The organism is Labrys sp. E2SS-1L, from assembly GCF_057073705.1.
In genome coordinates, this window is sequence record NZ_CP172712.1 from 3,316,119 (window position 1) to 3,338,423 (window position 22,305).

22 protein-coding genes are annotated in these 22,305 nt (G+C 63.5%); 14 read left to right on the forward strand and 8 right to left on the reverse strand.

Annotation, left to right across the window (positions count from 1 at the left end):
* Nucleotides 1-196 precede the first annotated feature (196 nt).
* A complete protein-coding gene (locus ACIGJE_RS15300; protein WP_068298777.1) occupies nt 197-517 on the forward strand; it encodes a 2Fe-2S iron-sulfur cluster-binding protein in 321 nt (106 codons plus the stop codon).
* Nucleotides 518-525: 8 nt separating this feature from the next.
* On the forward strand, nt 526-1,509 hold the full coding sequence (gene dgcA / locus ACIGJE_RS15305) for an N-acetyl-D-Glu racemase DgcA (RefSeq protein WP_415086603.1): 984 nt from the start codon (nt 526-528) through the stop codon (nt 1,507-1,509).
* Here dgcA and ACIGJE_RS15310 read toward each other — a convergent pair.
* Nucleotides 1,479-2,681, reverse strand: a complete 1,203-nt coding sequence (locus tag ACIGJE_RS15310) for an MFS transporter (protein WP_415086602.1) — start codon at nt 2,679-2,681, stop codon at nt 1,479-1,481. The two genes, dgcA and ACIGJE_RS15310, sit on opposite strands and share 31 nt — an antisense overlap.
* Between ACIGJE_RS15310 and ACIGJE_RS15315 the strand changes: the two genes are divergently transcribed.
* Nucleotides 2,662-4,107, forward strand: coding sequence for a hypothetical protein (locus ACIGJE_RS15315; RefSeq protein ID WP_367622540.1), 1,446 nt, complete (start codon nt 2,662-2,664; stop codon nt 4,105-4,107). The two genes, ACIGJE_RS15310 and ACIGJE_RS15315, sit on opposite strands and share 20 nt — an antisense overlap.
* Before the next feature lie 103 nt (nt 4,108-4,210).
* Here the strand turns inward: ACIGJE_RS15315 and ACIGJE_RS15320 are convergent, their stop codons facing one another.
* Genes ACIGJE_RS15320 through ACIGJE_RS15335 form a run of 4 tightly spaced genes read right to left on the reverse strand, consistent with a single transcriptional unit; the run spans nt 4,211 to nt 8,319 of the window.
* Entirely contained in the window at nt 4,211-4,837 is a 627-nt protein-coding gene (locus ACIGJE_RS15320) for an ABC-type transport auxiliary lipoprotein family protein (RefSeq protein ID WP_415086601.1), read from the reverse strand.
* 16 nt (nt 4,838-4,853) lie between these two features.
* The gene (locus tag ACIGJE_RS15325; RefSeq protein WP_367622541.1) at nt 4,854-6,431 is read right to left on the reverse strand and encodes an MlaD family protein; all 1,578 of its coding nucleotides are present in this window, start codon (nt 6,429-6,431) and stop codon (nt 4,854-4,856) included.
* 56 nt (nt 6,432-6,487) lie between these two features.
* Nucleotides 6,488-7,294 (reverse strand): ABC transporter ATP-binding protein, encoded by an 807-nt coding sequence (locus ACIGJE_RS15330; RefSeq protein ID WP_311940331.1) that lies wholly within the window; start codon nt 7,292-7,294, stop codon nt 6,488-6,490.
* A 2-nt stretch (nt 7,295-7,296) separates the two neighbouring features.
* A complete protein-coding gene (locus ACIGJE_RS15335) occupies nt 7,297-8,319 on the reverse strand; it encodes an MlaE family ABC transporter permease (protein WP_311940329.1) in 1,023 nt (340 codons plus the stop codon).
* A gap of 295 nt (nt 8,320-8,614) precedes the next feature.
* On the opposite strand from ACIGJE_RS15335, the gene dgcN reads away from it, so the two are divergent.
* The 3 genes from dgcN (at nt 8,615) to ACIGJE_RS15350 (ending at nt 11,462) form a co-directional block, all read left to right on the forward strand.
* Entirely contained in the window at nt 8,615-9,622 is a 1,008-nt protein-coding gene (gene dgcN, locus ACIGJE_RS15340) for an N-acetyltransferase DgcN (protein ID WP_415086630.1), read from the forward strand.
* 57 nt (nt 9,623-9,679) lie between these two features.
* On the forward strand, nt 9,680-10,366 hold the full coding sequence (locus ACIGJE_RS15345; RefSeq protein ID WP_415086598.1) for a fumarylacetoacetate hydrolase family protein: 687 nt from the start codon (nt 9,680-9,682) through the stop codon (nt 10,364-10,366).
* A 148-nt stretch (nt 10,367-10,514) separates the two neighbouring features.
* Entirely contained in the window at nt 10,515-11,462 is a 948-nt protein-coding gene (locus tag ACIGJE_RS15350) for a L,D-transpeptidase family protein (RefSeq protein ID WP_415086596.1), read from the forward strand.
* Between the two features lie 12 nt (nt 11,463-11,474).
* Here ACIGJE_RS15350 and ACIGJE_RS15355 read toward each other — a convergent pair whose 3' ends face one another.
* Entirely contained in the window at nt 11,475-12,356 is an 882-nt protein-coding gene (locus tag ACIGJE_RS15355; protein ID WP_415086594.1) for an AraC family transcriptional regulator, read from the reverse strand.
* A 236-nt stretch (nt 12,357-12,592) separates the two neighbouring features.
* Here ACIGJE_RS15355 and ACIGJE_RS15360 point away from each other — a divergent pair, with 236 nt between their 5' ends.
* Both ACIGJE_RS15360 and ACIGJE_RS15365 read left to right on the forward strand, forming a co-directional pair.
* Nucleotides 12,593-13,624 carry an NAD(P)/FAD-dependent oxidoreductase gene (locus ACIGJE_RS15360; protein WP_311940320.1) on the forward strand — a complete coding sequence of 344 codons (1,032 nt, stop codon included), beginning with the start codon at nt 12,593-12,595 and terminating at the stop codon, nt 13,622-13,624.
* A 159-nt stretch (nt 13,625-13,783) separates the two neighbouring features.
* Nucleotides 13,784-14,308 (forward strand): universal stress protein, encoded by a 525-nt coding sequence (locus tag ACIGJE_RS15365; RefSeq protein ID WP_311940318.1) that lies wholly within the window; start codon nt 13,784-13,786, stop codon nt 14,306-14,308.
* Nucleotides 14,309-14,408: 100 nt separating this feature from the next.
* Here ACIGJE_RS15365 and ACIGJE_RS15370 read toward each other — a convergent pair whose 3' ends face one another.
* The gene (locus tag ACIGJE_RS15370; RefSeq protein ID WP_394309313.1) at nt 14,409-15,665 is read right to left on the reverse strand and encodes a hypothetical protein; all 1,257 of its coding nucleotides are present in this window, start codon (nt 15,663-15,665) and stop codon (nt 14,409-14,411) included.
* A 296-nt stretch (nt 15,666-15,961) separates the two neighbouring features.
* Here ACIGJE_RS15370 and ACIGJE_RS15375 point away from each other — a divergent pair, with 296 nt between their 5' ends.
* From ACIGJE_RS15375 to ACIGJE_RS15390, 4 genes are read left to right on the forward strand one after another with little or no spacing between them, the layout of a single operon-like run.
* On the forward strand, nt 15,962-17,119 hold the full coding sequence (locus tag ACIGJE_RS15375) for a caspase family protein (protein ID WP_367622548.1): 1,158 nt from the start codon (nt 15,962-15,964) through the stop codon (nt 17,117-17,119).
* On the forward strand, nt 17,116-17,904 hold the full coding sequence (locus tag ACIGJE_RS15380) for a M15 family metallopeptidase (RefSeq protein ID WP_415085233.1): 789 nt from the start codon (nt 17,116-17,118) through the stop codon (nt 17,902-17,904). The genes ACIGJE_RS15375 and ACIGJE_RS15380 overlap by 4 nt, the downstream gene beginning before the upstream one ends.
* 7 nt (nt 17,905-17,911) lie before the next feature.
* The gene (locus tag ACIGJE_RS15385; protein WP_415085235.1) at nt 17,912-18,421 is read left to right on the forward strand and encodes a SixA phosphatase family protein; all 510 of its coding nucleotides are present in this window, start codon (nt 17,912-17,914) and stop codon (nt 18,419-18,421) included.
* A 54-nt stretch (nt 18,422-18,475) separates the two neighbouring features.
* The gene (locus tag ACIGJE_RS15390) at nt 18,476-18,934 is read left to right on the forward strand and encodes a YccF domain-containing protein (protein WP_394309309.1); all 459 of its coding nucleotides are present in this window, start codon (nt 18,476-18,478) and stop codon (nt 18,932-18,934) included.
* A gap of 34 nt (nt 18,935-18,968) precedes the next feature.
* Here the strand turns inward: ACIGJE_RS15390 and ACIGJE_RS15395 are convergent, their stop codons facing one another.
* Entirely contained in the window at nt 18,969-20,090 is a 1,122-nt protein-coding gene (locus tag ACIGJE_RS15395) for an aminotransferase (protein WP_367622552.1), read from the reverse strand.
* Nucleotides 20,091-20,173: 83 nt separating this feature from the next.
* Here ACIGJE_RS15395 and ACIGJE_RS15400 point away from each other — a divergent pair, with 83 nt between their 5' ends.
* Nucleotides 20,174-20,716, forward strand: a complete 543-nt coding sequence (locus ACIGJE_RS15400; protein ID WP_311938026.1) for a helix-turn-helix domain-containing protein — start codon at nt 20,174-20,176, stop codon at nt 20,714-20,716.
* A 111-nt stretch (nt 20,717-20,827) separates the two neighbouring features.
* A complete protein-coding gene (locus ACIGJE_RS15405) occupies nt 20,828-22,303 on the forward strand; it encodes a YcjX family GTP-binding protein (protein WP_415085238.1) in 1,476 nt (491 codons plus the stop codon).
* Nucleotides 22,304-22,305 lie beyond the last annotated feature (2 nt).

A 22,305-nucleotide genomic window follows, 5' to 3' on the forward strand; every position in this document is an offset into this window, starting at 1 on the left:
CATCGTTAACGACTTTTTTACCACGTCGAAATCGCGCGAAAATGAGGCAAATTCGAGGTTTTCCCGGGATTGGGACCGCGTTGGTGAAAAGTGGAGCGTCCGGAAAGCCCGCCTCGCGTGCAATCTCGACGGGGCCGGACTGGAACCTTGCCAATGCGCTCTATATAGAACGCTTGTCAGAAAGCTGAGATGGACGATGGTCAAAATCATATTCCGAGATCACACCGGCGAAAGCCGGGAGGTGGAGGCCGAGCCGGGCTCGACGGTGATGGAGGCGGCGATCCGCAACGGCATTCCGGGTATCGTGGCCGAGTGCGGCGGCGCCTGCGCTTGTGCCACCTGCCATGTCTATGTCGACGAGGCCTTCATGCCTCTGGTCGGTGAGCCCGAGCCGATGGAGGAGGACATGCTGGACTTCGCCTTCGACGTGCGCCCGACCTCCAGGCTCTCCTGCCAGATCCGCGTTCGCGACAATCTCGACGGATTGATCGTCAACACGCCCGAAAAGCAGGCCTGATCTTCGCCATGGCCGCGCATCTTTCCGTCGCCGTGGAGCGCTGGCCGCTCGCCAACGTTTTCACCATTGCCCGCGGATCCAAGACGGAGGCCGTTGTGGTCGTCGTCGAGATCTCGCGCGATGGCCTGAGGGGACGCGGCGAATGCGTGCCTTATGCGCGCTATGGCGAGACGGTAGAAGGCGTGGTCGAGGCGATCGAGGCACGGCGTGGGGCGATCGAGGCCGGGCTGTCGCGTGCCGCTCTCCAGGACCTCGTCCCAGCCGGTGCCGCCCGCAACGCCATCGATTGCGCCCTGTGGGATCTGGAGGCCAAGCTTGCCGGCAAGCCGGCCTGGGCCATGGCGGGCCTGGCCGAACCCGGCCCGCTGACCACCGCTTATACGATTTCACTGGGCGAGCCGGAGGCCATGGCAGAGGCAGCGGCAGCGGCCGCGCATCGGCCACTGCTCAAGATCAAGCTCGGCACGCCCGATGATGCCGCGCGCATCGCCGCCGTCCGCCGCCATGCCCCTCAGTCGCAATTGATCATCGATGCCAACGAGGGCTGGCGGGCCGACAATCTCGCGGCCAATCTGCGCGCCTGCGCGGAGGCCGGCGTCACGCTGATCGAGCAGCCGCTGCCGGCCGGGGATGATGGCGCCCTTGCGCAGGTGGAGCGGATCGTGCCGGTCTGTGCCGATGAATCCCTGCATGACCGCGCGTCGCTGCCGAGCCTCAAGGGACGCTATGACGCCATCAACATCAAACTCGACAAGGCGGGCGGCCTTACCGAAGCCATCGCGCTGGCCGGGCAGGCGCGTTCGCTGGGGCTCGACCTGATGATCGGCTGCATGGTTGGCACGTCCCTAGCCATGGCCCCGGCATTGCTGCTTGCCGGCCAGGCCGTCGTCGTCGATCTCGACGGGCCGCTGCTGCTCGCCCGCGACCGGGAACCCGGCCTGCGCTATGACGGCAGCACCGTCTATCCACCCGAAGCCGGGCTCTGGGGCTGAGCGCCACTCCTGCGCTCGATCGTACCGGCGACGACCACCAGGCCGGTGCCGATCATGGCGATCAGGGCCATGGCGAAATAGCCATGGGCTGAAAACAGACCGTAGAGTTCGCCGGACATCACGGTGCCGAGGGTGAGGCCGATGCCGATGACCGAGGCGACCACGCCCTGGCGCGCCGAGGGATTGCGCGTGAAGCGGGCGACCCATCCCATGGTGGCCAGATGCACGCAGGCAAAGGAAAAGCCGTGCAGGGCCTGGAGCCCGGCCACGGCGAAGCCATTGGCGGGAGCAAGGCCCAGCAGGATCCAGCGTGTGATGCCGACAGCTCCGCCGAACAGGATCAGGCGGTAGGGACCGAGCCGCCCGGCAATATTGCTGCCGAACAGGAAGACGCTGGTTTCCAGCACCACGCCGATGGCCCAGAGCACGCCGATCTGCAGGGAAGAAAAGCCCTGATCCTGCCAGATCAGCGTGCCGAAACTATAGAGGAAGGCGTGGGCCCCCTGCAGGCAGGCAATGCCGGCAACGAAGACGATCATCAGCTTGAGCGGGGGCGAGGTGCCTTCCGATGCCGGCCGCATGACCAGCCGCCGGCCGCGGCTGCGATCGTCCGGCAGGGACAGGCCGGCGAAAACCGTGAGTGCCGCCAGGATCGCCAGAATCGGCGGCACCGTCGTGATCGGCAGATGCTTCAGCACCAGACCGGCGGTGAGTCCTGAAACGAGCCAGGCGAGCGAGCCCCATTGCCGGATCTGGCCGTATTTATGGCCATGCAGGCTGACACCGCCCAGAACGATGGTGTCGAGCAAGGGCGTGGTTGCGGCCACGAAGGCAAAGGCGATGGCCAGATTGATGGCGACCGCGGTGAAACTCTCGGCAAAAGTGAGGCCGGCATAACCGAAGGCCGCGCAGCACACCATGAACAGAAAGGTGCGGCGTGGGCCGAGCGGACCGTCGCCGACCCAGGCGAAGGGGGCCGAAGTCACGCGCATCAGCATGGGGATGGCGAGCAGCAGGCCCATATCGCTGGCATCGAAGCCCCGCTCGACCAGCCAAAGGGGAAAGAAGGGCGTGTAGACGCCGGGGCCGGAGAGCAACAGGGCGTAGGTCACGCTGGCTGCGATCGCAGATTTGCGTGAGACGCTCCAATCCTTGAAGGAAATCAGCGACATCGGGGGAAAACAACCGCACAGGATTGGCTCCGGGCGGGCGCTTTGGATTATATGGGGTGAGAATCAGGACAACGACGATTCGTTGATTCTCTTACGCCCGCCTGTGCCAGTTGACGAGGGCCATTTCATGCAATCGCTTTCGCCCGAAACGCTGCTCAGCGAAGAGGATTACGGCGCCATCGAAGCGGCCGTGATGGAGACGGCGCGGGGGCGCTGGTTCCTGGCCGAATATGCCCGCCGAAACCGCAATGCCGACACCGAAGTGGTCTTGGCGGCGATCCGCCGTCTCGAGCGTCTCGTCCATAGTGCCGGGGCGCTGGATGCCCGTGACGAGGTCACGCGCGGTATGGCCGATATCGCGCAGGCGATCGCCGCTGCCCAATCGGCTCCGGTAACCGTGGAGGTTGCTGCCAGCGTGGCTTCGTCGCCGGGGAATGCTCCGCCCTCCCTTGTCGAGCGCCGCGTGGAAGAGCAGACGTCGGTTTTCGGAAGGAGCGATGCGGCAACCCAGACAGACAGCACCGGATCCGTTTCCGAAGCCGGATCGGATGGCGTGGATGCTGGTTCCGCCATGACTCCTGAACTGGCGGAAGATACGCCCAAGGACGAAGTTGCAGAGCCGATCGAGGCGGAAGCTTCCACGATGATGGCGTCGTCGACCGCCGAACCGGAGCAGGCTGAACCGGTTGCCGGGCACGGGGCTGAAGTCACTGGCACCGATCGGGGATGGGCAGGGCTCGAACTTGCGGCAACCGAGATCGCGTCCTTGGGTCTGCCGCCCGACCTGGCGAGCCCTGACAGCCCCGATGCCCCGTTCACCCAGCTGGCCGACGAGCAGGCTGGAGGCGAGATCGGCGCCACTGCCATCGAGCAAGACGAGGCTGTTTCCGCGACCGGCGGCGGCACGGCGGAACCCGGAGAGCTCTTTCCGATCCTGGAACTCGATGAGGAGGCGACCGAGGCGTTGCTGACGCTGGACGTGCCGCGCCAGGAACTGATCCTGCCGCCCAATCACCTCGCTACTCAGCGCTGGCACAGGGAACTGGCGGCCGGCGAGGAGACGGCTCAGCATCGCCTCGACAAATGGGCGGCAATTTCGGGCAAGGGCGATGGCGCTGCCGGTCTTTCAATACCGGAGAGCGAGCGAGACAAGGTGCTCGACATGGTGGCGGTGGTGGAGGAAGCACTCGAGCCTGCACCTCCTCCCGGGCTGGTGACCTTCATCGATGAGGAACCGATGGAGGAGGAGCACTCGATCTTTACCGCTCCCCTCAGGCTCGAGCCTGAGGCGGTGGTGGACAAGGACGTTGAGGTCGCCGTCGCACACCGGCCCGCCCCGCCGAAGGCACGCGAACTCGCGCCTCACCTGACTCTCGGCGAAATCGAGATCATGCCGTTCACCAAGAAGGCTGCGCTGTTCAGCTGAATCGAACCGGCAGGCGGCGGAGGCATGATCGCCGGGGCGGGTTGAAGGGAATCAAAGGATATCCCTTTTGTTTCAATCTATTATGATTAAATCCTAATCGAAATCATGATGCCAGGGATGCCTTGCCCGTCGTCCAGGCCACGATCTCGATCAGCACTTTACGCAGGGCTTGATCGAGGGTGGCGGAGGCCTGCTGATCGGTCAAGCCGGCGGCGGGGACACGGGCGGAAAACAGATTGGCGGCGACGATGCGCCCCGATTTCTGGCTGACCACCCGGGCGGCAACCGTGACCACGGCGACGGGCGAAGTGCCGGCATCGATCTGGAAATCACGCAGTTCCGTCACCAGCAGGGCATCGGGCGTGAACTTGTCGTCGGGTCGTCCAACCATGCCGATGCGGTGGGCATTCTCGAAGGTCTGAATCAGGCGGGCCTGCACCAGCACGGGCAGGCGGTCGGCCCATTGGGCCGCAGGCAGATAGGAAATCTGGCTGTTGGCGCTATGCACCAGGATGCGGTCGCTATTGATGGCCTGCAGCGCGGTCGGCTCTGCCACCATGATCTGGGCGCGGCTGTTGCCGCGTGCCTCGACGTCCCGGGGGGCGCTGAGGTCATAGGTGGCCGGCGGTGGCGAACCGGCCAGCGTGGAGCACCCGCCGGCCAGCAGGGTTGCCGCGAGCGCCAGGGCCTTTGCCGGACGGGCGGGCAGGGGGCGGAGGAGGGAACGCATACCGACACCACGCATATCATTTACCCTTGTAATCAGGGATATTCGATTTCGGCCCGAAGATCAGCTGTTGTGGATTGCGCTGAAGTCCGTTGAGGGTCCGCTGCAGATTCTGCAGGGTTTTCTGTCCGTCAACGGCCAATTGCCGATAATCCCGCAGACCGGCACCGGTGAACTGGTCGAGATTCTTGGCCAATGCCGCAGTACGGGCGTCGAGATTGGTGGCGAATTGGCGGATGGCTTTGGCCGCTTCGGTGATCTCGGCGAACATGCCCTGGCCGCCCTGGCCCGAGGTCATGGCGGTGATGTTCTTCATGATGCCGTCGAGCTGGTCGGCTGCGCGGTTGAGCTTCTTGGAGATATCGCCGGCATCGGCGACCACTTGGCGGACCTGGGCGCTGGAGTCGCCGAGGGTGGTCGCAAACTTGTTCACATTGGTGACGACGCCGTCGATCTTGGCCGGATCGAGCGCGGTCGCGACCCTGTTGAAACTGTCGAAGGCAGCGGCAAGCTTGGGCGTCATTGCCGACAGGTCGCCCGAAATCCTGCGGGCATCCTTGACGAAAGCCGTGATTTCTTCGGCGTTCTGGCCGAGGGCTCCGGTGAAGGCGGCGACGTTGTCGACCACCTGGTTGACCTTCCCGCTATCGACGGCAGCTGTGATGCGGTTGATGTTTTCGAGGCCCGCATCGAGCTTCGGCGCCATCGCATTGAGCTGCGCCGTCAGCGAGGAGGCATTGGTGGCGAACGCCTGCAGCGGCTCGCGGCTGTCGGCCAGGGTCTTGCTGAAGGCCGTGATATTGTCCACGGCAGCCTGCGCCTTGGCGGCGTCGAAGGCCTTGGTGAACGACGTCAGATTGTCGGAAGCCAGGGAAACGTTGCTGACGATATGATCGATCTTCTCGGGTGAAACCGCCTTGAGCAAGGCCTGCAGGTCGGATGTCATGCCGTTGAGGTTGTCGGCCACGCGCTTGATGCTCTGGGCAGCCTCGCCGGTGCTGTGCAGGAAGTCGGAGACATTGGCGGAATTGTCGGCGAGCGCCTTGGTGAAGGCTTGGACGTTCTGGATGGTCGCCGTGGCATTGCCCTCGTTCTGGGCGATCCAGCCATCCAGGCGGTTCATGGTGGAGGCCGCCTGGGTGATGGTGTCGCGCGCGCCATCGACCAGGTTCTGCAGCTCCGAGCGCTGGGCCTGGATCACGGCATATTGCTGGTCGTCCTTGGGCTTGAGGTCCTCGGTGTTCGGCTTGCCGCCATAGAGCTGGATGTTGGCGCCGCCGGTGATACCGGTGAATTCCAGTCTCGCCGAAGTGTCGACCTTCACCGGGGTCTTGTCGCGGACGCTGATGATGGCGATCACGCCCGAGGGATTGTTGGGATTGATCTCCAGCGTTTCGACCTGGCCAACCCGGATACCGTTGAAAGTGACACTCGACCCGACGGTAAGGCCCGTGACGGAACCGGCGAAATCCACCTGGAAACGCCGGACCGTCTGGCTCTCGCTGATGCGGGCGAACCAGACCACAAAGCCGAGCGCTGCGGCGACGACTGCAAGCGTGAACAGGCCGATCAGGGCATTGTGAGCGCGTGTTTCCATGGGTCAGGCACTATCCATGTTCAGCTCGATGTCCATGCTCAACTCGGTCTCCATGCTCAACCCGGTTTCCTGGCGCCGTTACTGGCGGTCGCCAAGGCGGCGCGGGCACGGGGGCCATGGAAATAGGCGCGCAGCCAGGGGTGTTCGGAAGCGAGCATGGTCTCCATCGGGCCTTGGGCCAACACGCGTCCCTCGCCGATCGCCACGATGCGATCGCAGATCGCGTGGAGACTGTCGAGGTCGTGCGTCACCATATAGACGGTCAGGCCGAGTGTCTGCCTGAGCGTGGCGATCAATTCGTCGAATTCACCGGCGCCGATCGGATCGAGGCCGGAGGTCGGTTCGTCCAGGAAAACCAGGTCCGGATCGAGGGCCAGCGCCCGCGCCAGTGCCGCGCGCTTGATCATGCCGCCGGAGAGTTCCGAGGGACGCTTGTCGGCAGCATCGGGCTTGAGGCCGACCAGCGCGATCTTCAGCATGGCGAGCTCGTCCAGCAGCTTGGGCGAGAGCTTGAGATATTCGCGCATCGGAACCTGGATGTTCTGCTTCACCGTCAGGGAGGAGAACAGGGCGCCTTGCTGGAACAGCACCCCCCAGCGCCGGGCGATGCGCTGCTGTTCGCGCGGGCGCAAATTGAGATAGTCCAGGCCGAAGACCTCGATCTGTCCGGAGTGAAGCGGCGCCAGGCCGATGATGGTGCGCATCAGTACCGATTTGCCGGTGCCCGAAGCGCCGACAACCCCGAGGATCTCGCCGCGGTAGACGTCCAGGCTGAGACCGTCGAGGATGAATCGGGGTCCGAAGTTCACGCGGACGTCGCGGGCGGAGATGATGGTTTCGCGGGATTGGTCTGGGGGCGCCATGGTCAGAAACTGATGGATGCGAAGAAGATGGCGAAGAGGCCATCGACCACGATGACGATGAACATGGATTTGACCACCGAGGCCGTGGTCTGACGCCCGAGCGATTCAGCCGATCCCTGGACCTTGAAACCTTCGATGCAGGCGGTAATGCCGATCATCAGCGCCATGACCGGCGCCTTGATCAGGCCGACCAGGAAAGTGTGCATGGTCATCGAATCGCGCAGGTTCTGCAGGAAGGTGGTGGGCGTGATGCCGCCATAGCCCCAGGCCACCAGAGCGCCGCCGAACATACCCGCCATCGCGGCCAGGAAGGTCAGCATCGGCAGGGCGATGATCAAGGCGAGGATGCGCGGGATGACCAGGACTTCCATGGGATCGATGCCCATGACATGCATGGCATCGATCTCCTCGCGCATCTTCATCGAGCCGAGTTCGGCCGTGATCGCCGAACCCGAGCGGCCGGCCACCATGATGGCCGCAAGCAGCAGGCCGACTTCCCGGAACATCAGCACGGCCAGGGTGTACACCACCAGCAGCGTGGCACCGTAATAACTCAGCTGCAGGATCATCTGCTGGGCCAGAATGGCGCCGACGAGGAAGGAGATCAGCGCGATGATCGGCACGCCGCGCAGGCCGATCAATTCGATCTGGTTCACCACTGCGGCCCAGCGAAAGCGTGTACGCGCCGTAAGCAGGCGTCCGATCGCGCGCATGGTTTCGCCGAGGAACACATTCATGTTCACGGCATCATGCACGATCCGGCGCATGGACTGGCCGAGATCGGCCAGGAGTTCGATGAGATGATGCGCTTCCGGCGGCTGTGGGGGCGACGTAATGTTCTGCGCCGCGATCTCCGCCAGCAGGATCGCCTGCGCTTCGGTAGCATTGGTGATCTCGAGCGTGGAGTTGCGCGCGCCGAAGGCCGCCCGGATATTCTCGATGACGACCCCACCGAGCGTGTCGAGCTGCGAGACGCCGGACAGGTCGAACTCCACCACCGTATTGGCCGGGGCGGCCTTGATCATGATCGCGGAGAGTTTTTCCAGATGCCGCGAATTGCGTGCGACCCAGGCGCCTGTTGGCGCCAGCCGAGCGGGACCCGTCTGGGTCAGATCGCTGTTGTCTATGTCCTGCTCGGGCTTCAAGTTGCGAAACGGGCTCTTGCGGGGGAATCACTGGAGGTCATACTAATCTTTCGGGCATGATGCGCAAAAAGCCCCGTGCCATTTTGCCAATATTTCTGTGCAGTCAATAGGATAGCGTGTGACGGCGCGACCCGGCAACCACTGCGCGCATATCTTCAGGAAGGTCGCCGCCCCCATGCAGATCGAAAAGCCCTATCTGATGTTCGTTGGCGACGTGGCCGACCAGCTTGCCGCCAAGACCGCGGCCGGTATCGTCGACTGGCGCAGGGACTGGTGCCTCGGTCAGTTGCGGCTGCCGGGGTGCAGGGCGGATCTGGGGCTGGAGGACATCGGCATTGGCGAGGGTGTTCGACGTGGCGCGCGGACGCTGGTGATCGGGGTGGTCAACGCCGGCGGCGTCCTGCCGGAGCATTGGATCAGCGTGATCGTCGAAGCGCTGGAAGCCGGGCTCGACGTCGCCTCGGGCCTGCATCGCCGGCTGGAGGAATTTCCGCAAATTGCCGAAGCCGCCCGGCGCCATGGCCGGCAGCTCCACAATGTGCGTATCCCGGGCCAGAGTTTTGCCACCGGCAAGGGCACCAAGCGCAGCGGCCTGCGTCTGCTCACTGTCGGCACCGATTGTTCGGTCGGCAAGAAATATACTGCCCTTGCCCTGGAACGGGAGATGCGGGTCCAGGGGCTCGACGCCGATTTCCGGGCCACTGGGCAAACCGGTATCCTGATTTCGGGGCGGGGCGTGGCTGTGGATGCGGTGGTGGCCGATTTCATTTCCGGCGCCGCCGAATGGATCAGCCCCGATGCCGACCCCCGTCATTGGGACGTGATCGAGGGGCAGGGCAGCCTGTTTCATCCCTCCTTCGCCGGCGTGACCCTCGGGCTGCTGCATGGCGCCCAGCCCGATGCTTTCGTCGTCTGCCATGAGCCGACCCGCACGACCATGCGTGGTGTGCCGGCCGCCTTGCCGAGCATTCGAGCCGTCATCGACGCCACCATCGCCAATGGCCGCCTGACCAATCCGGGCATTCAATGTGTCGGTATCGCCGTCAACACCCAGGCCCTGGACGAGACGGCTGCCAGGGCCTGCCTGGCCGAGATCGGCGAGACCGAGGGCCTGCCTACGACGGATCCCGTGAGGTTCGGTGTGGCCGATATCGTCAGGCGCTTGAGGGAAGTGTTCGACTGACTTGCGCTTGTCGGCGCGATGAGCCGGAGCGTTCCAATCAACCAGGAAGATCTTGCGATGGACTATGTCATTGAACCGCCGCCACAGGCCTTCGTAGCGGTCGCCGGTGAAGCCGCCGTCTTTCCGGTACGGCGCATCTGGTGCGTCGGCCGCAACTACGCCGACCATGCCCGCGAGATGGGAGCCGATCCTACGCGCGAGCCGCCCTTCTTCTTTGCCAAGCCTGCCGATGCCGTCAATCCCGGCGGCCTGTTGCCGTTTCCGAGCCAGACCTCGGATCTGCATCACGAAATCGAGCTTGTGGTCGCCATCGGACGGGGCGGACGGGACATTTCGGTCGAACGGGCGCTCGACCATGTCTATGGCTATGCCGTCGGCCTCGACATGACACGCCGGGACATCCAGGCCGAGGCCAAGAAGCTTTCCAGGCCGTGGGAGCTTGCCAAAGGCTTCGACCAGTCCTGCCCGATCGGCGCCATCGTGCCGGCGGCGCGCATCGGCCACCCCGACAAGGGCAGGATCGAGGCGACGGTCAACGGCAAGGTGCAGCAGTCCGGCGATCTGTCGCAGATGATCTGGTCGGTACCGGAGGCGATCGCCTATCTGTCGCGTTATGTGGCGCTGGCGCCCGGCGATCTCCTGATGACTGGAACGCCGGCCGGGGTCAGCTCGGTGAAGCCGGGCGACACCCTGCGCGGCAGCTGCGAGGGGATCGGGGAGATCGTCGTGAGCTACGAGGAGTGACGGGGCGACGACTTGTTCGCCGCACATTTCCCATGAAAATCCGGGCGGGACCGTAACCACCAAGGCCGCAGCAATCACAAATCCGCCGGAAAAGCCTGCGATTGCTGGGTCGATTCATGTAGATGATAGAGTTGGAATGACGAGGCGCATGATCGGTATTGGCGTTTCGATACTTGCGCTGACAGGAGCGTTCACGGCTTTGCCCGCGATGCTTGATCGCTCGGGGCTCCATCTGCCGTTCAAGGATGAAAAACCGCCTGTTTTTGCCGCCCTTCCGCCTGGTATTCCGCTCGAACAGCGTCACCTTCAACCCATACCGATGTCGGTTCGAACGGTGATGGCAAAAGCAGGCATGAAGAGCGCCGATCCGGTGTTGATCCGCATATTCAAGGCCGAAAACGAGCTTGAAATCTGGAAGAAAGGCGCAGACGGGCGCTTTTCTCTTCTGAAGACATGGCCCATCTGTAGCTGGTCGGGTGAACTCGGGCGCAAAAGGCGCGAAGGCGACCGTCAATCGCCGGAAGGGTTCTATACCCTGACCAAAACCTCGCTCAATCCGCGCTCGGCCTATTACCTTTCCTTCAACCTCGGCTTTCCCAACTCGCTTGAACGTTCCCTTGGCTATACCGGGTCTGCCCTGATGGTGCATGGCGCGTGCCGCTCTGTCGGCTGTTTCGCCATGACGGATGGTGGCATCAACGAAATCTATCCGCTGGTGCGCGACGCCCTGGACGCCGGGCAGCAAACCATTCAGGTGCAGGCTTTTCCTTTCCGCATGCATGCCCGGAACATGGCCGTCAACGCGAGTGGCCCCGACCTGGCCTTCTGGCTGAATCTGAAGGAAGGGTATGATCATTTCGAAGCCACGCGGCGGGAACCAACCGTGGCAAGCTGCGGCGGGCGCTACGTCTTCAACGCCCGCAGCTCGGTCCCGCTGGAGCCGGCAAAGCCGTGTCCTTCGCTGGTTGTCTCCCCGGATACTCTCGCTGCCGTTGCAAAGTACCGTGCCGGAGACGAAGCCGATTTTACCAAGGTGGCGGTTGACGTCGCACCAAGCTGGCGCCGCTGGCTGACTCGATTGGGTGCCAGCCTCTGATCCGGATGGATGTCACTTCAACGGCAGGTTCACGGCCGTCAGCCATTCGGACGGCGGCGCGCTACGCGGGTCGTTGAGATATTCCTCGAAGCAGGGCGCCTCGCCCGGCTGACGCCCGGAATGCGGCAGCCAGCTGTGGTAGAGATAGGCATAGGCGATATCGAGATCGGCATAGGTGCCCTTGTGCACAAGCCGGGCCACGGGGCCGCCGCCAACCTCGCGCCAGGCCATATCCGGGGCGAGCGGGCTATCTTCCGGCACGGCGAGGCCTGCCTCGGAGCGCAGTTCCGCGAGAGGCTTGCTGTCGGGATCGTCATAATAGATGCCGATCATGCGGACGCCTGGGCGCAGCAGGCCGTGGCCGCCAGCCCAGGCGAACAGGCGCTCGAAACTGGCGCCGATCTTCTGGTAGTCGCCGCGATGGGGCAGGGTGACCAGGCGGAGTTTGGGCACAGTCTCGATGGTGACGTCATAGTGCAGGGTTGAGCGCAAAGCAGTGGCACGGGTCATGGCTTGAGATCCTGATGGCTGAAGGACCGGGCGCAGATCCTGGCCCGCACGCCGATAGGCGGCCGGCGGCGAGCCATAGGAGGCCGCAAAAGCGCGGGTGAAGGCCGCCACCGATCCGTAGCCTGCCCGGGTGGCGATGCGTACCAGCGCGTGCTGCGAGCGATTGAGCTCGACGGCGGCACGATGGAGGCGCAGCCGCCGCACAGCCTCTGCCACGGTTTCTCCCGTGACCGCGACGAAAACGCGGTGGAAGTGGTAGGGCGAGAAGCAGGCAATGTCGCTCAGATCGTCGAGTTCGAGCCTGTCGTCGAGATGATCGGCGATATGGCTCATCACCCGTTCGATGCGAGCTGCATAGGCAAGGCTGGTTTCGTGTCGGGTCATGATCTGTCTCCGGTGGCCTCACCCTAGCTGCGCTGATTTGATCATGATTGCGGAGTTGACGAGGGCATGCGCTTCGTTGACTTTGGTCAGCCTTGCTGCCCTAGAGCAAAGCGCGTTTAGACGGAAACGCTGCATTGCTCTCACTCTTTGATCGGACGCGTCTTTGCGATTCTTGGCGATTCCGCCAAATCGCAAAACGCTTTAGAAGCTGCTGTGAACCACCTATCGGACAGATCATGACTGAGATTATCAAGACCGACGTGCTCATCGTCGGCGCCGGGCCTGTCGGCCTGTTCTCCGTATTCGAACTCGGTCTGCTCGATATCAGGGTGCATGTGGTCGACATTCTCGACAAGATCGGCGGCCAGTGCGCCGAGCTCTATCCCGAAAAGCCGATCTACGACATTCCCGGCTTCCCGATCGTGACGGGGCAGGAACTCGTCGACAATCTGCTCAAGCAGATCGAACCGTTCTCGCCCGTCTTCCATCTGTCGCGCATGATCTCCACGATCGAGCGCATCGGTGATCCCCTGTTCCGCGTCACCACGGATGCCGGCGACGTGTTCGAGACCAAGACCGTGGTGATCGCCGCCGGCGGTGGCTCCTTCCAGCCCAAGAAGCCACCGATCGAGGGCATCGAAGCCTATGAGGGCAAGTCGGTTTCCTATGCCGTCAGGCAGATGGAGGCTTTCCGCGACCGCTCCGTGCTGATCGTCGGCGGCGGCGATTCCGCCCTCGACTGGACGCTGAACCTGCAGCCCATCGCCAAGCGCGTGACCCTGATGCACCGCCGCGATGCGTTCCGGGCTGCTCCCCATTCGGTGGAGAAGATGCGGGCCTTGGCTGCAGAGGGGGCGATGGACCTGAAATTCGGGCAGGTCGTCGGCCTGGAGGGAGCGGATGGCCAGCTCTCGGGTGCGGTGATCCGCGAGGATTCCGGCACGGTCTACACCTTGCCGGTCGAGCACATGCTGCCCTTCTTCGGCCTGACCATGAAGCTTGGACCGGTGTCGAGCTGGGGGCTCGATTTGCACAATGACGAATTGGTGCTGGTGTCCACCGAGACCTTCGAGACATCGCAGCCGGGCATTTTCGCCATTGGCGACATCAACTGGTATCCCGGCAAGCTCAAGCTGATCCTGTCGGGCTTCCATGAAGGCGCACTGATGGCGCAGAAGGCTTTCCGCTATATCTACCCAGAGAAACGCTTGACGTTTCAGTACACAACCTCATCGTCTTCCCTGCAAAAAAAACTCGGTGTGCTCTGAACTTTTTGGCATCCCAAGCGTTTGCAATTCGTCAGGGGGCCCTATATCGATTAGGTACAGCCGTCCAAGGATGGCTGGGGCGTGCTCTTTCAACTGAGGCGTGACGCCATAACGTCTATTCTGTTCTGTGCGTCAGCTCGGCCAACGGGAGTAGACAAGATGTTCAAGTCGATCGTCGTTCCTGTCGATATTGCAGATCTGAAACTGGCCAGACTCGCCATCGACAGCGCAGTGAAACTTGCCGATACCGCCGGCGCGACGCTGACCCTGGTCCATGTCGTGCCGATCATGCCCCTGATGATGCTGGATACGGTGCCCGTAAGCTTTGAAGGCGAAGTCGCCGAAAAGGCCAAGGGCTCGCTCGCCGATCTCGCCCGCACGGTGCTGCTGCCGGGCGGCCAGGTGCAGAGCGTGGTGCGGATCGGCGGCATCTACCACGAAGTTCTGGCCATCGCCGAGGAACAGCAGGCCGATCTCGTGGTGGTCGGTTCACACCAACCGAGTGTCGCCACCTATCTGCTTGGCTGCAATGCGAGCGCCATCGTACGCCATTCCGGCTGCTCTGTGCTGGTCATCCGTGAGGAGAAGCCACACGCCGAGGAAACCACCGACGATGTGTCGCCGCATTTCGCCTCGGTCGACGATGCCATGCGGGCAGCCTGGGAAGCCGACAAGCTGCATTGAAGCGCGAGACGGCGCCGTTCCTGATGGATTAGGCCTCTGCCTCATAAAAAAGGCGCAGCGAGGCCGCGAAGGCCACAGCCTGTCCCGGGGCGTCGGGCTCTCAGGCGCCGCAGGACGCCATGGCGTCGTCGAGCGTTTTCGAGGCGTCTTCGGTCGGGATCGCTTCCGATCGACCGACCGGCTCACCGGCCTTGTCGAGCACGGCGACGGTGAGATTGCCGCTCCTGCGCAAATCCCTGACATCCTTGGCGGCGAGCAGGGCGGCAACACTCTGTTCGCCATTTCCGGCCGCCTCTACGCTGTCTATCGCAATCTGGCGCCCGGCAATTCTAAGCGATCGCGCCGAGACGGCAGCAGCCCGCATACGTTCGAGATCGAGCGGCGCCAGGGCCTTGAAGGATAGTTCGAGGCGCGCCGTCTTGCTGTCGCGGCAGGCGAGGGCGACACGGAACTGCTCGCTGGCGAATTCCGCGGTTGCCGGCAGGCCCGCGGCCTGGATGAGGGTCCAGCGGCCGTGGCCGGCCGGCGGGATGCCCGGCGAGGCCTTGAGCCCCACGCTCGGCTTGGCGACAGCGGCCATCGGCTGCTCGTTCCCCCTGCCGGTGAGCAGGCTCGAGGTCGTAACGGGTTCATCGGAGGCCGGCAGCAGGGTCGTGGCGACCCCGACCGGGATCCACTGGCTTTCAGGCAGTACGTCGAGGCTGTTGAAGGGGGTGCGCAGGGTGGTGGTGAAGAACGCTTCGTTCACCCCCAGAGTCTTGACGAAATCATAGACACTGACGACCTCGCGACCATAGTCACGCACGATCTGGCCCATTTCGCGGGCATCGAAGCTTTCGCCATCGGTGAATTGCGGCGAGAACTGGTGCACGCCGACCTTCGAGCCCGGCACGACGAAACGCGCTGTACCGCCCAGCATCACCATGGTGCAGGCCGAGAAGCAGCCGGCCTGATTGAAGACCGGCTGGCCGCGCTGAAGGCGGGCCTGGCCGATCACGGTCGTCCATCCGGCCTTGCGGATGCGGCGCCCCATGATCAGGGCAGGTTGCACCTTGCCGCCGATCGACTCGAAAGCGATGATGACCTTCGTCGCATCGCTTGGTGGGAATTGCCCGTCCGCAGGTTCCGCCGGCAGCACACCGCTCAGGCGGTTCTGCGAGAGGAAGACGGCAAAATTTCGCGAGGTTTCGTCGACGATCTGGCCCGAGGCATTGATCACCACGCATCCCGGACAGGATTTGCCGGAGGCAATGATGCTGAATTGCATGGGCTGCGAATCGTCGCCTGCCTGGACCGTGCCGGTTGCTGCGAGCAGGGCGAGAACCGCGAGGCTGGCCGGTTTGCCCGGCCGTGGCATGAATTGTTTCGCAATGGCGGTTGCCTGGCGCAAATCCACGGCCTCTCCGATCCCGTACACAACACTTGGGTGGCAGCCTTCATGGCCGTAAGCGCTGCTTCGTTGCAAGGGTGAAATCGGCGAAATTGCCTTGAATCATGAGACGGTTGGTCGGCGTGACAATCCTGCCACAGCCATCGCTCCTCAAAATTGTGCTGGGGGCTCGATGTGCTTTTTCGCGCGTTCGATGTGTTAACAAAAGGTGATACTCTGCGAAGGTGCATAAGACCGGTCGGGCCATGATGATGCGACGTTATATGTGGGGTCTTTTTCTGCTCGCCGGCCTGCTTGTCGGGGGCGAGGCTCTGGCGGCCCAGAAGGCGGCTCTGGTGATCGGCAACAGCGCCTATCGCTCGGTGACGCCTTTGGTGAACCCGGCCAATGACGCCAACGACATGGCGGCGGCGCTGGGGCGGATCGGCTATGCGGTGACCCTGGTCAAGGACGGCGACCTGGCGGCGATGAATGACGGGCTGAGGGCGTTCCTGCGCGATGCCGACCATGCCGACAGCGTGGTGGTGTTCTATTCGGGCCATGGCGTGCAGGTGAAGGGGCGCAACTACCTGGTGCCTGTCTCGGCCAAGATCTCGGACGAGCTCGATCTGGACACCCAGACCCTGTCGTTGGACAAGCTGCTGGAACTGGTCGACAGCGCGGCGCCGAAGGTGAAGATCGTGATCCTGGATTCGTGCCGGGACAATCCCCTGACGCGCCAGCTGACGCGGGGGGCGGGGACGCGCGGGCTGGCCCGCATCGATCTCGACGCCTCCTCGGCCAAGGGCACGCTGATCGCCTTCTCCACGGCGCCGGGTTCGGTGGCGCAGGATGGCAGCGGGCGCAACTCGCCCTTCACCACGGCGCTGCTCGCCCATATGGAGACGCCCGGCCTCGACATCCGCCAGATGTTCGGCCAGGTCAGGGCCGATGTCGACCAGTCGACCCAGGGTGGCCAGACCCCCTGGGTGAACGAGGCCATCATCGGTTCCTTCGCCATGGCCGGAAAGGTCGAGACACCGCAACCGGTCAAGGCGATAACGGTGGAACCTCAGGTCACGCCTCAACCGACGCCCCAGCCCGTCGTGGAGCCCCAGCCGCAGCCTGAATTCCAACAGCAGGCGGCGATCGAGCCGGCGGAACCCACGCCCGCACCCCGCAACAACCAGGTCGAATTCATCTTGCCGGATTCGGGGAGCAGGCGATTGAACTGGAACGATATTTCGGGCCTGTCGGGGCAGCAGTTGCGGCTGGCCCGCAACGAGATCTATGCGCGCCGCGGCCGCTATATGAAGGACACGCAATTGCGCGCCTATTTCTCCCAATTCTCCTGGTATCGTCCCTGGACCTGGAATGTCGAACTCAGCGCCGTCGAAAAAGCCAATGTCGCCCTGATCCAGCGCGCCGAGGCCGGTCAATGAGGAATGTCGTTCGGACCGGAACGCTGGCCCTCGCTCTGTCGATGGCTTTTGCATCGGCGGCGATGGCCGATCCCACCCTGGATGCTCTGGTGGCGGCCTATCCTGATTTCATCGCGGGCTACGACGCCAAGGATCTCATTCTGAAGAATGGCCAGCATATCGCGCTTTCCGACGGCGCTGCCAACAAGACGCCGCAGCAGCGTATCGAGAAGGCCGATATCCGCGACATGTTCGTGATGCCCTATACGCTCGGGGCCCATTACAAGCAGCCGGCCACGCCGGCGGACGATCCTGGCCGCGCTCGCAACCAGGCGCTGTTCGATGCCATGTATGGCGATTGCACGAAGGGGCAGGTCAAGCTCAAGACCATTCAGTGGCTCCCTGGTTTGGGAGGCGGCACGCTGCGCGTGGCCACCGCCAATGGCGTTGCCGATCGGCTGGAGGCCGTCTCGCGCGATCTCGAAGCCCTCCCGGCTAAATTCTACGTCTATCTCAAGCCTTCGGCCGGGACCTTCAATTGCCGCGTGATCGCCGGCACGTCGCGCATGAGCATGCACGCCTATGCCGCGGCGATCGACATCAATGTGAAATTCACCGATTATTGGCGCTGGGGCGGGGCCAAGAAGGAGACGGACAAGGTTTCCTACAAAAACCGTATCCCGATGGAGATTGTCGAGGTTTTCGAAAAGCACGGTTTCATCTGGGGTGGAAAATGGTACCATTACGACACCATGCATTTCGAATATCGACCTGAAATCATTGCTTTGTCGAAGAACTCTAAGTGATCGATTGATGAAGCGCCTGATATTGCTGCGGCACGCGAAATCCGACTATCCCGCTGGCGTTTCCGATCACGAGCGTCCCCTTGCGCCGCGGGGGCAGCGGGACGCCCCGCGCATGGGAAGGGAGATCGCCCGCCGCGGTCTGCAGCCCGACCATGTGATCGCCTCGACCGCACGCCGCACGCGCGAGACGCTGGCCCTGATCGAGGGCAGCCTGGGGCCGCACACGCTGCATTTCGAGCGGGCGATCTACGAGGCACCGCCGGAAACGATACTGCGCGTCATCCGGGCGGTGGCACCCGAGGTGCAGACCCTGCTGATCGTCGGCCACAATCCCGGCCTGGAACAGGTCGCGGCCTTCCTGACACGGGGGGCGGGGACGGCAGCCGATCCGCTCAGCGGCAAATTTCCGACCGCTGCCCTTGCCGTTCTCGACTTCGAACTCGATGATTGGGCCGGCATCGCCGGCCATCAGGCGACGCTGGCCTTGTTCCTCTCGCCGAAGATGCTGGACCGCTAGCACCCGTTTTGGGCTGATTGCCGTGCTCATGCAGATGATTGGAAGGAGCCGCTGATGCGATTGATCGGAAACCTGATCTGGTTCGTCTTCGGCGGCATCTTCCTGGGGATCGCCTGGTTTCTGCTCGGCCTGCTGGCCTTCATCACCATCGTCGGCATCCCCTGGGGGCGGGCCTGCCTGACGATCTCGAATTTCTGCTTCTTTCCGTTCGGGCGCGAGGCGATCAGCCGGCGCGAACTCTATCAGAGAGACGATATCGGTACCGGCGGCCTCGGCCTGATCGGGAATGTGATCTGGTTCGTCTTCGCCGGCCTGTGGCTGGCGATCGGCCATGTCTGCTCGGCGCTGTTCTGCTTCGTCACCATTATCGGCATTCCCTTCGGCATCCAGCACCTCAAGCTCGCCGGCATCGCCATAGCGCCAATCGGGCAGACCATCGTCTCCAGGGAGGTGGCTGAGGCTGCCCGGCGCAGTAGCGCGCAGGCACGGGTCGAGACGCTGCGGCGCCGGTAGAAAAAATGCCGATAGTGCCCTGTATAACAGGGCGTTAGTCGAACTCTTTCAGGAATTGGCTTACGCGGGCCAGGCCCTCGCGCAGGACAGTGCTGCCATTGGCATAGCCGATACGCAGATATCCCTCCATTTCCATGGCACTGCCGGGCGTGAACAGCACGCCGGTGCGCTCCAGCAGGCGGATGCAGAACGCTTCCGAAGCGATGGGAAGGTCGTATTTCAAGAGGGCCGTGGTGCCGGAGCGGGGCTTGATATAGCTGATCCGTGGCTCGTCCTTGACCCAGGCATCGAGGATGGCGAGGTTGCCGCGCACGATCGAACGGCTGCGCGCCAGGACCTTGTCGCGGTTCTCCAGCGCCATGGTGGCGAAATGATCGTCGATCATGCCGACGCTGATGGTGTTGTAGTCGCGATGGATGGAGACGGCGTGGATCAGATCCACGGGACCCGCGATCCAGCCAAGGCGCAGGCCCGCGAGCGAATAGGCCTTGGACATACTGGCGGTGCTGATGCCCTTCTCATAGAGATCCGCCATGGAAGCAGTGAAGCCGTCGCCTTCCTGGTCTATGCCGCGATAGACCTCGTCGCACAGCACATAGGCGCCGCAGGCGCGGGCGATGGCAGCGATCTCGCCGAGGAAGGCTTCGTCCATCAGCGCACCCGTCGGATTGTTGGGATTGTTGATGGCGATCAGCTTGGTGCCGGGCAAAGCGAGGCGGCGCAGTTCTTCGAGATCGGGTAGGAAGCCGTTCTCCTCGCGCAGTTTGAGGATCTGCACGTCGGCGCCGTAGCTGGCGGGAATGGAGTAATGCTGCTGGTAGGTCGGCAGCACCGAGATCACGCGGTCACCCGGCTCGACCAGGGTTTCGTGCACGAGGGCATTGGCACCGATCGCGCCATGGGCCACCACGATGTTCTCGATTTTCTGGCGGGCATAGGTCGCCGCGATGGCAGCCCGCAGGCGGTCGCTGCCCTCGATGGCACCATAGGTCATCTTCATCGCCAGCAGATCATCGAGCGCGCTCTGGGGCTTGCCGGCAATCTCGAGCAATTGCGCGATCGTCAGCGATTCGACGCAGGTCTCCGCCAGATTGTGCGAACAATGGTTCTCATACCCGTTCATCCAGATCTCGACGCCGAAATTGCGAATCTTCATGACCGATTGCCGCCTTGCCTGTTGCGCATTATATTGCTCATCCATATGTGCATTATATTGCGCAGTCAAGGGATGAGAGTGGAATGGCGGATGTACTCGTCCATGTCGGGGCCAATGTCAGGCGTCTGCGCGCCGAGGCAGGCATGAGCCAGGCGGCGCTGGCGGAGGCCAGCGGCCTCAGTCGGAGGCTGATCGTGGCAGTGGAGGCGGGAGACGCCAACATCTCCCTGGCCAATCTCGACCGGCTGGCCGGTGTGTTGGGGGTGGACTTCGGGGCGATCGTCCGCGATCCAGGCCAGGCCGGCAACCAGCGTGTCGATCAGCTTGGCTGGCGTGGGATGCATCCCGACAGCCGTGCCACCTTTCTGGGAGCGGCACCGGCGCGGCGAGCGGCCGAACTCTGGACCTGGAGCCTGGGGCCCGGCGATCGCTATGACGCGCTGCCGGATGCCGAGGGCTGGCGCGAAATGCTCTATGTCGTCGAGGGCGTGCTGATCGTCGAGACGGCCGGCGGCGGTGAGGTCGTCGCGGCCGGTGATTTCCTGATCTTCGACAGTTCGCAATCCTATAGCTACGTCAATGCCGGGCAGGGCATCGTGCGCTTCGTGCGCAACGTGGTGTCGTGACACGATGTACCCAAGGTGCGGGCGAGACGTCCGCCCCTTTACCGTCACGCATGCAGCGTTTTCGCCGACATGCTGGAATTTTGCCGCGCTTGCCCTTAAGTGATGCGGACCATGCCGCCACAAGCCTCCTCCTGGATGTCCGTGTTCGACGAAGCGCTGATCGCGGCCAAGAGTTTGGCGGGTTTTGCCGCGTCGAGCTTCAATCCGACGGTCCGCCTCGGCGTCACTGGCCTTTCGCGCGCCGGCAAGACTGTATTCATCACCGCCCTGGTGCAGGCCCTGGTCGAGGGAGGGCGCCTGCCGGTCTTCCGTGCCCAGGCCGAGGGCCGCATTGCCGGCTCCTCGCTGTCGCCGCAGCCTGACGACACCGTGCCGCGCTTCGACTACGAGGTTCATCTGGCCGATCTGGCCGGCCCGGCCCGGCGCTGGCCCGATTCGACGCGCCAGATCTCGGAACTGCGCCTGGTCATCGATTTCCAGTCGAACCGGCGCTTTGCCGCCGGCATGTCGCGCCTGACCCTCGATATCGTCGACTATCCCGGCGAATGGCTGCTCGACCTGCCTCTGCTCAACATGAGCTATGCCGAGTGGTCGGCGCAGACGATCGCCGCCAGCCGCGAGGGATCGCGCCTGGCCATTGCCGGCCCCTGGCACGAAATGCTGGCCAGGCTCGATCCGGCGGCTCCCGAAAACGAGGCCCTGGCGCGCGAGGCTGCCGCGCTGTTCACCGCCTATCTCAAGGCCGGACGCGACGAGCGTTTCGCCCTCTCGACCCTGCCGCCGGGACGCTTCCTGCTGCCGGGCGATCTGGAAGGGTCGCCGGCCCTGACCTTCGCGCCGCTCGATCTCTCCAAGGCGGGGGATATCAGGTCCGGCTCCTTGCATGCCATGATGGAGCGGCGCTTCGAGGCTTATAAGCACAAGATCGTGCGTCCCTTCTTCACGCATCACTTTGCCCGGCTCGACCGCCAGATCGTGCTGGTCGACGCACTGTCCGCCCTCAATGCCGGCCCCCAGGCTGTGCATGATCTAGAAACCGCGCTGACTTCGGTGCTGTCGGCCTTTCGCGTGGGCGCGAACAGCTGGTGGTCGGCGATCTTCCGGCCGCGCATCCAGAAGATCCTGTTCGCCGCGACCAAGGCCGATCATCTGCATCACGCCAGCCATGACCGTCTCGAGGCGATCCTACGCAAGATGGCGGATGGGGCGATCGGGCGCGCGGCCTTTTCGGGCGCCAGCGTGGATGTGGTGGCGCTCGCCTCCATCCGCGCCACCAGGGAGGCCAGTGTCAAGCAGGGGCGCGAGAACCTGCCTTGCATCATCGGTACGCCCATGGCCGGCGAGCGCTCGGGGGACGAGGTCTTCGATGGTGAGGCCGAGATCGCCGTGTTCCCGGGCGAACTGCCCGAAGATCCCAATGCCGTGTTCTCGGGTTCCGGCTTCAACGGCCTCGAAAACCTCCGGGAAGGCGGGGTCGATTACCGTTTCATCCGCTTCCGTCCGCCCAGACTGGAAGACGGGCAGATCTTTCCCCATATTCGCCTGGACCGGGCGCTCGAATTCCTGATCGGCGACAAACTGGCGTGAGC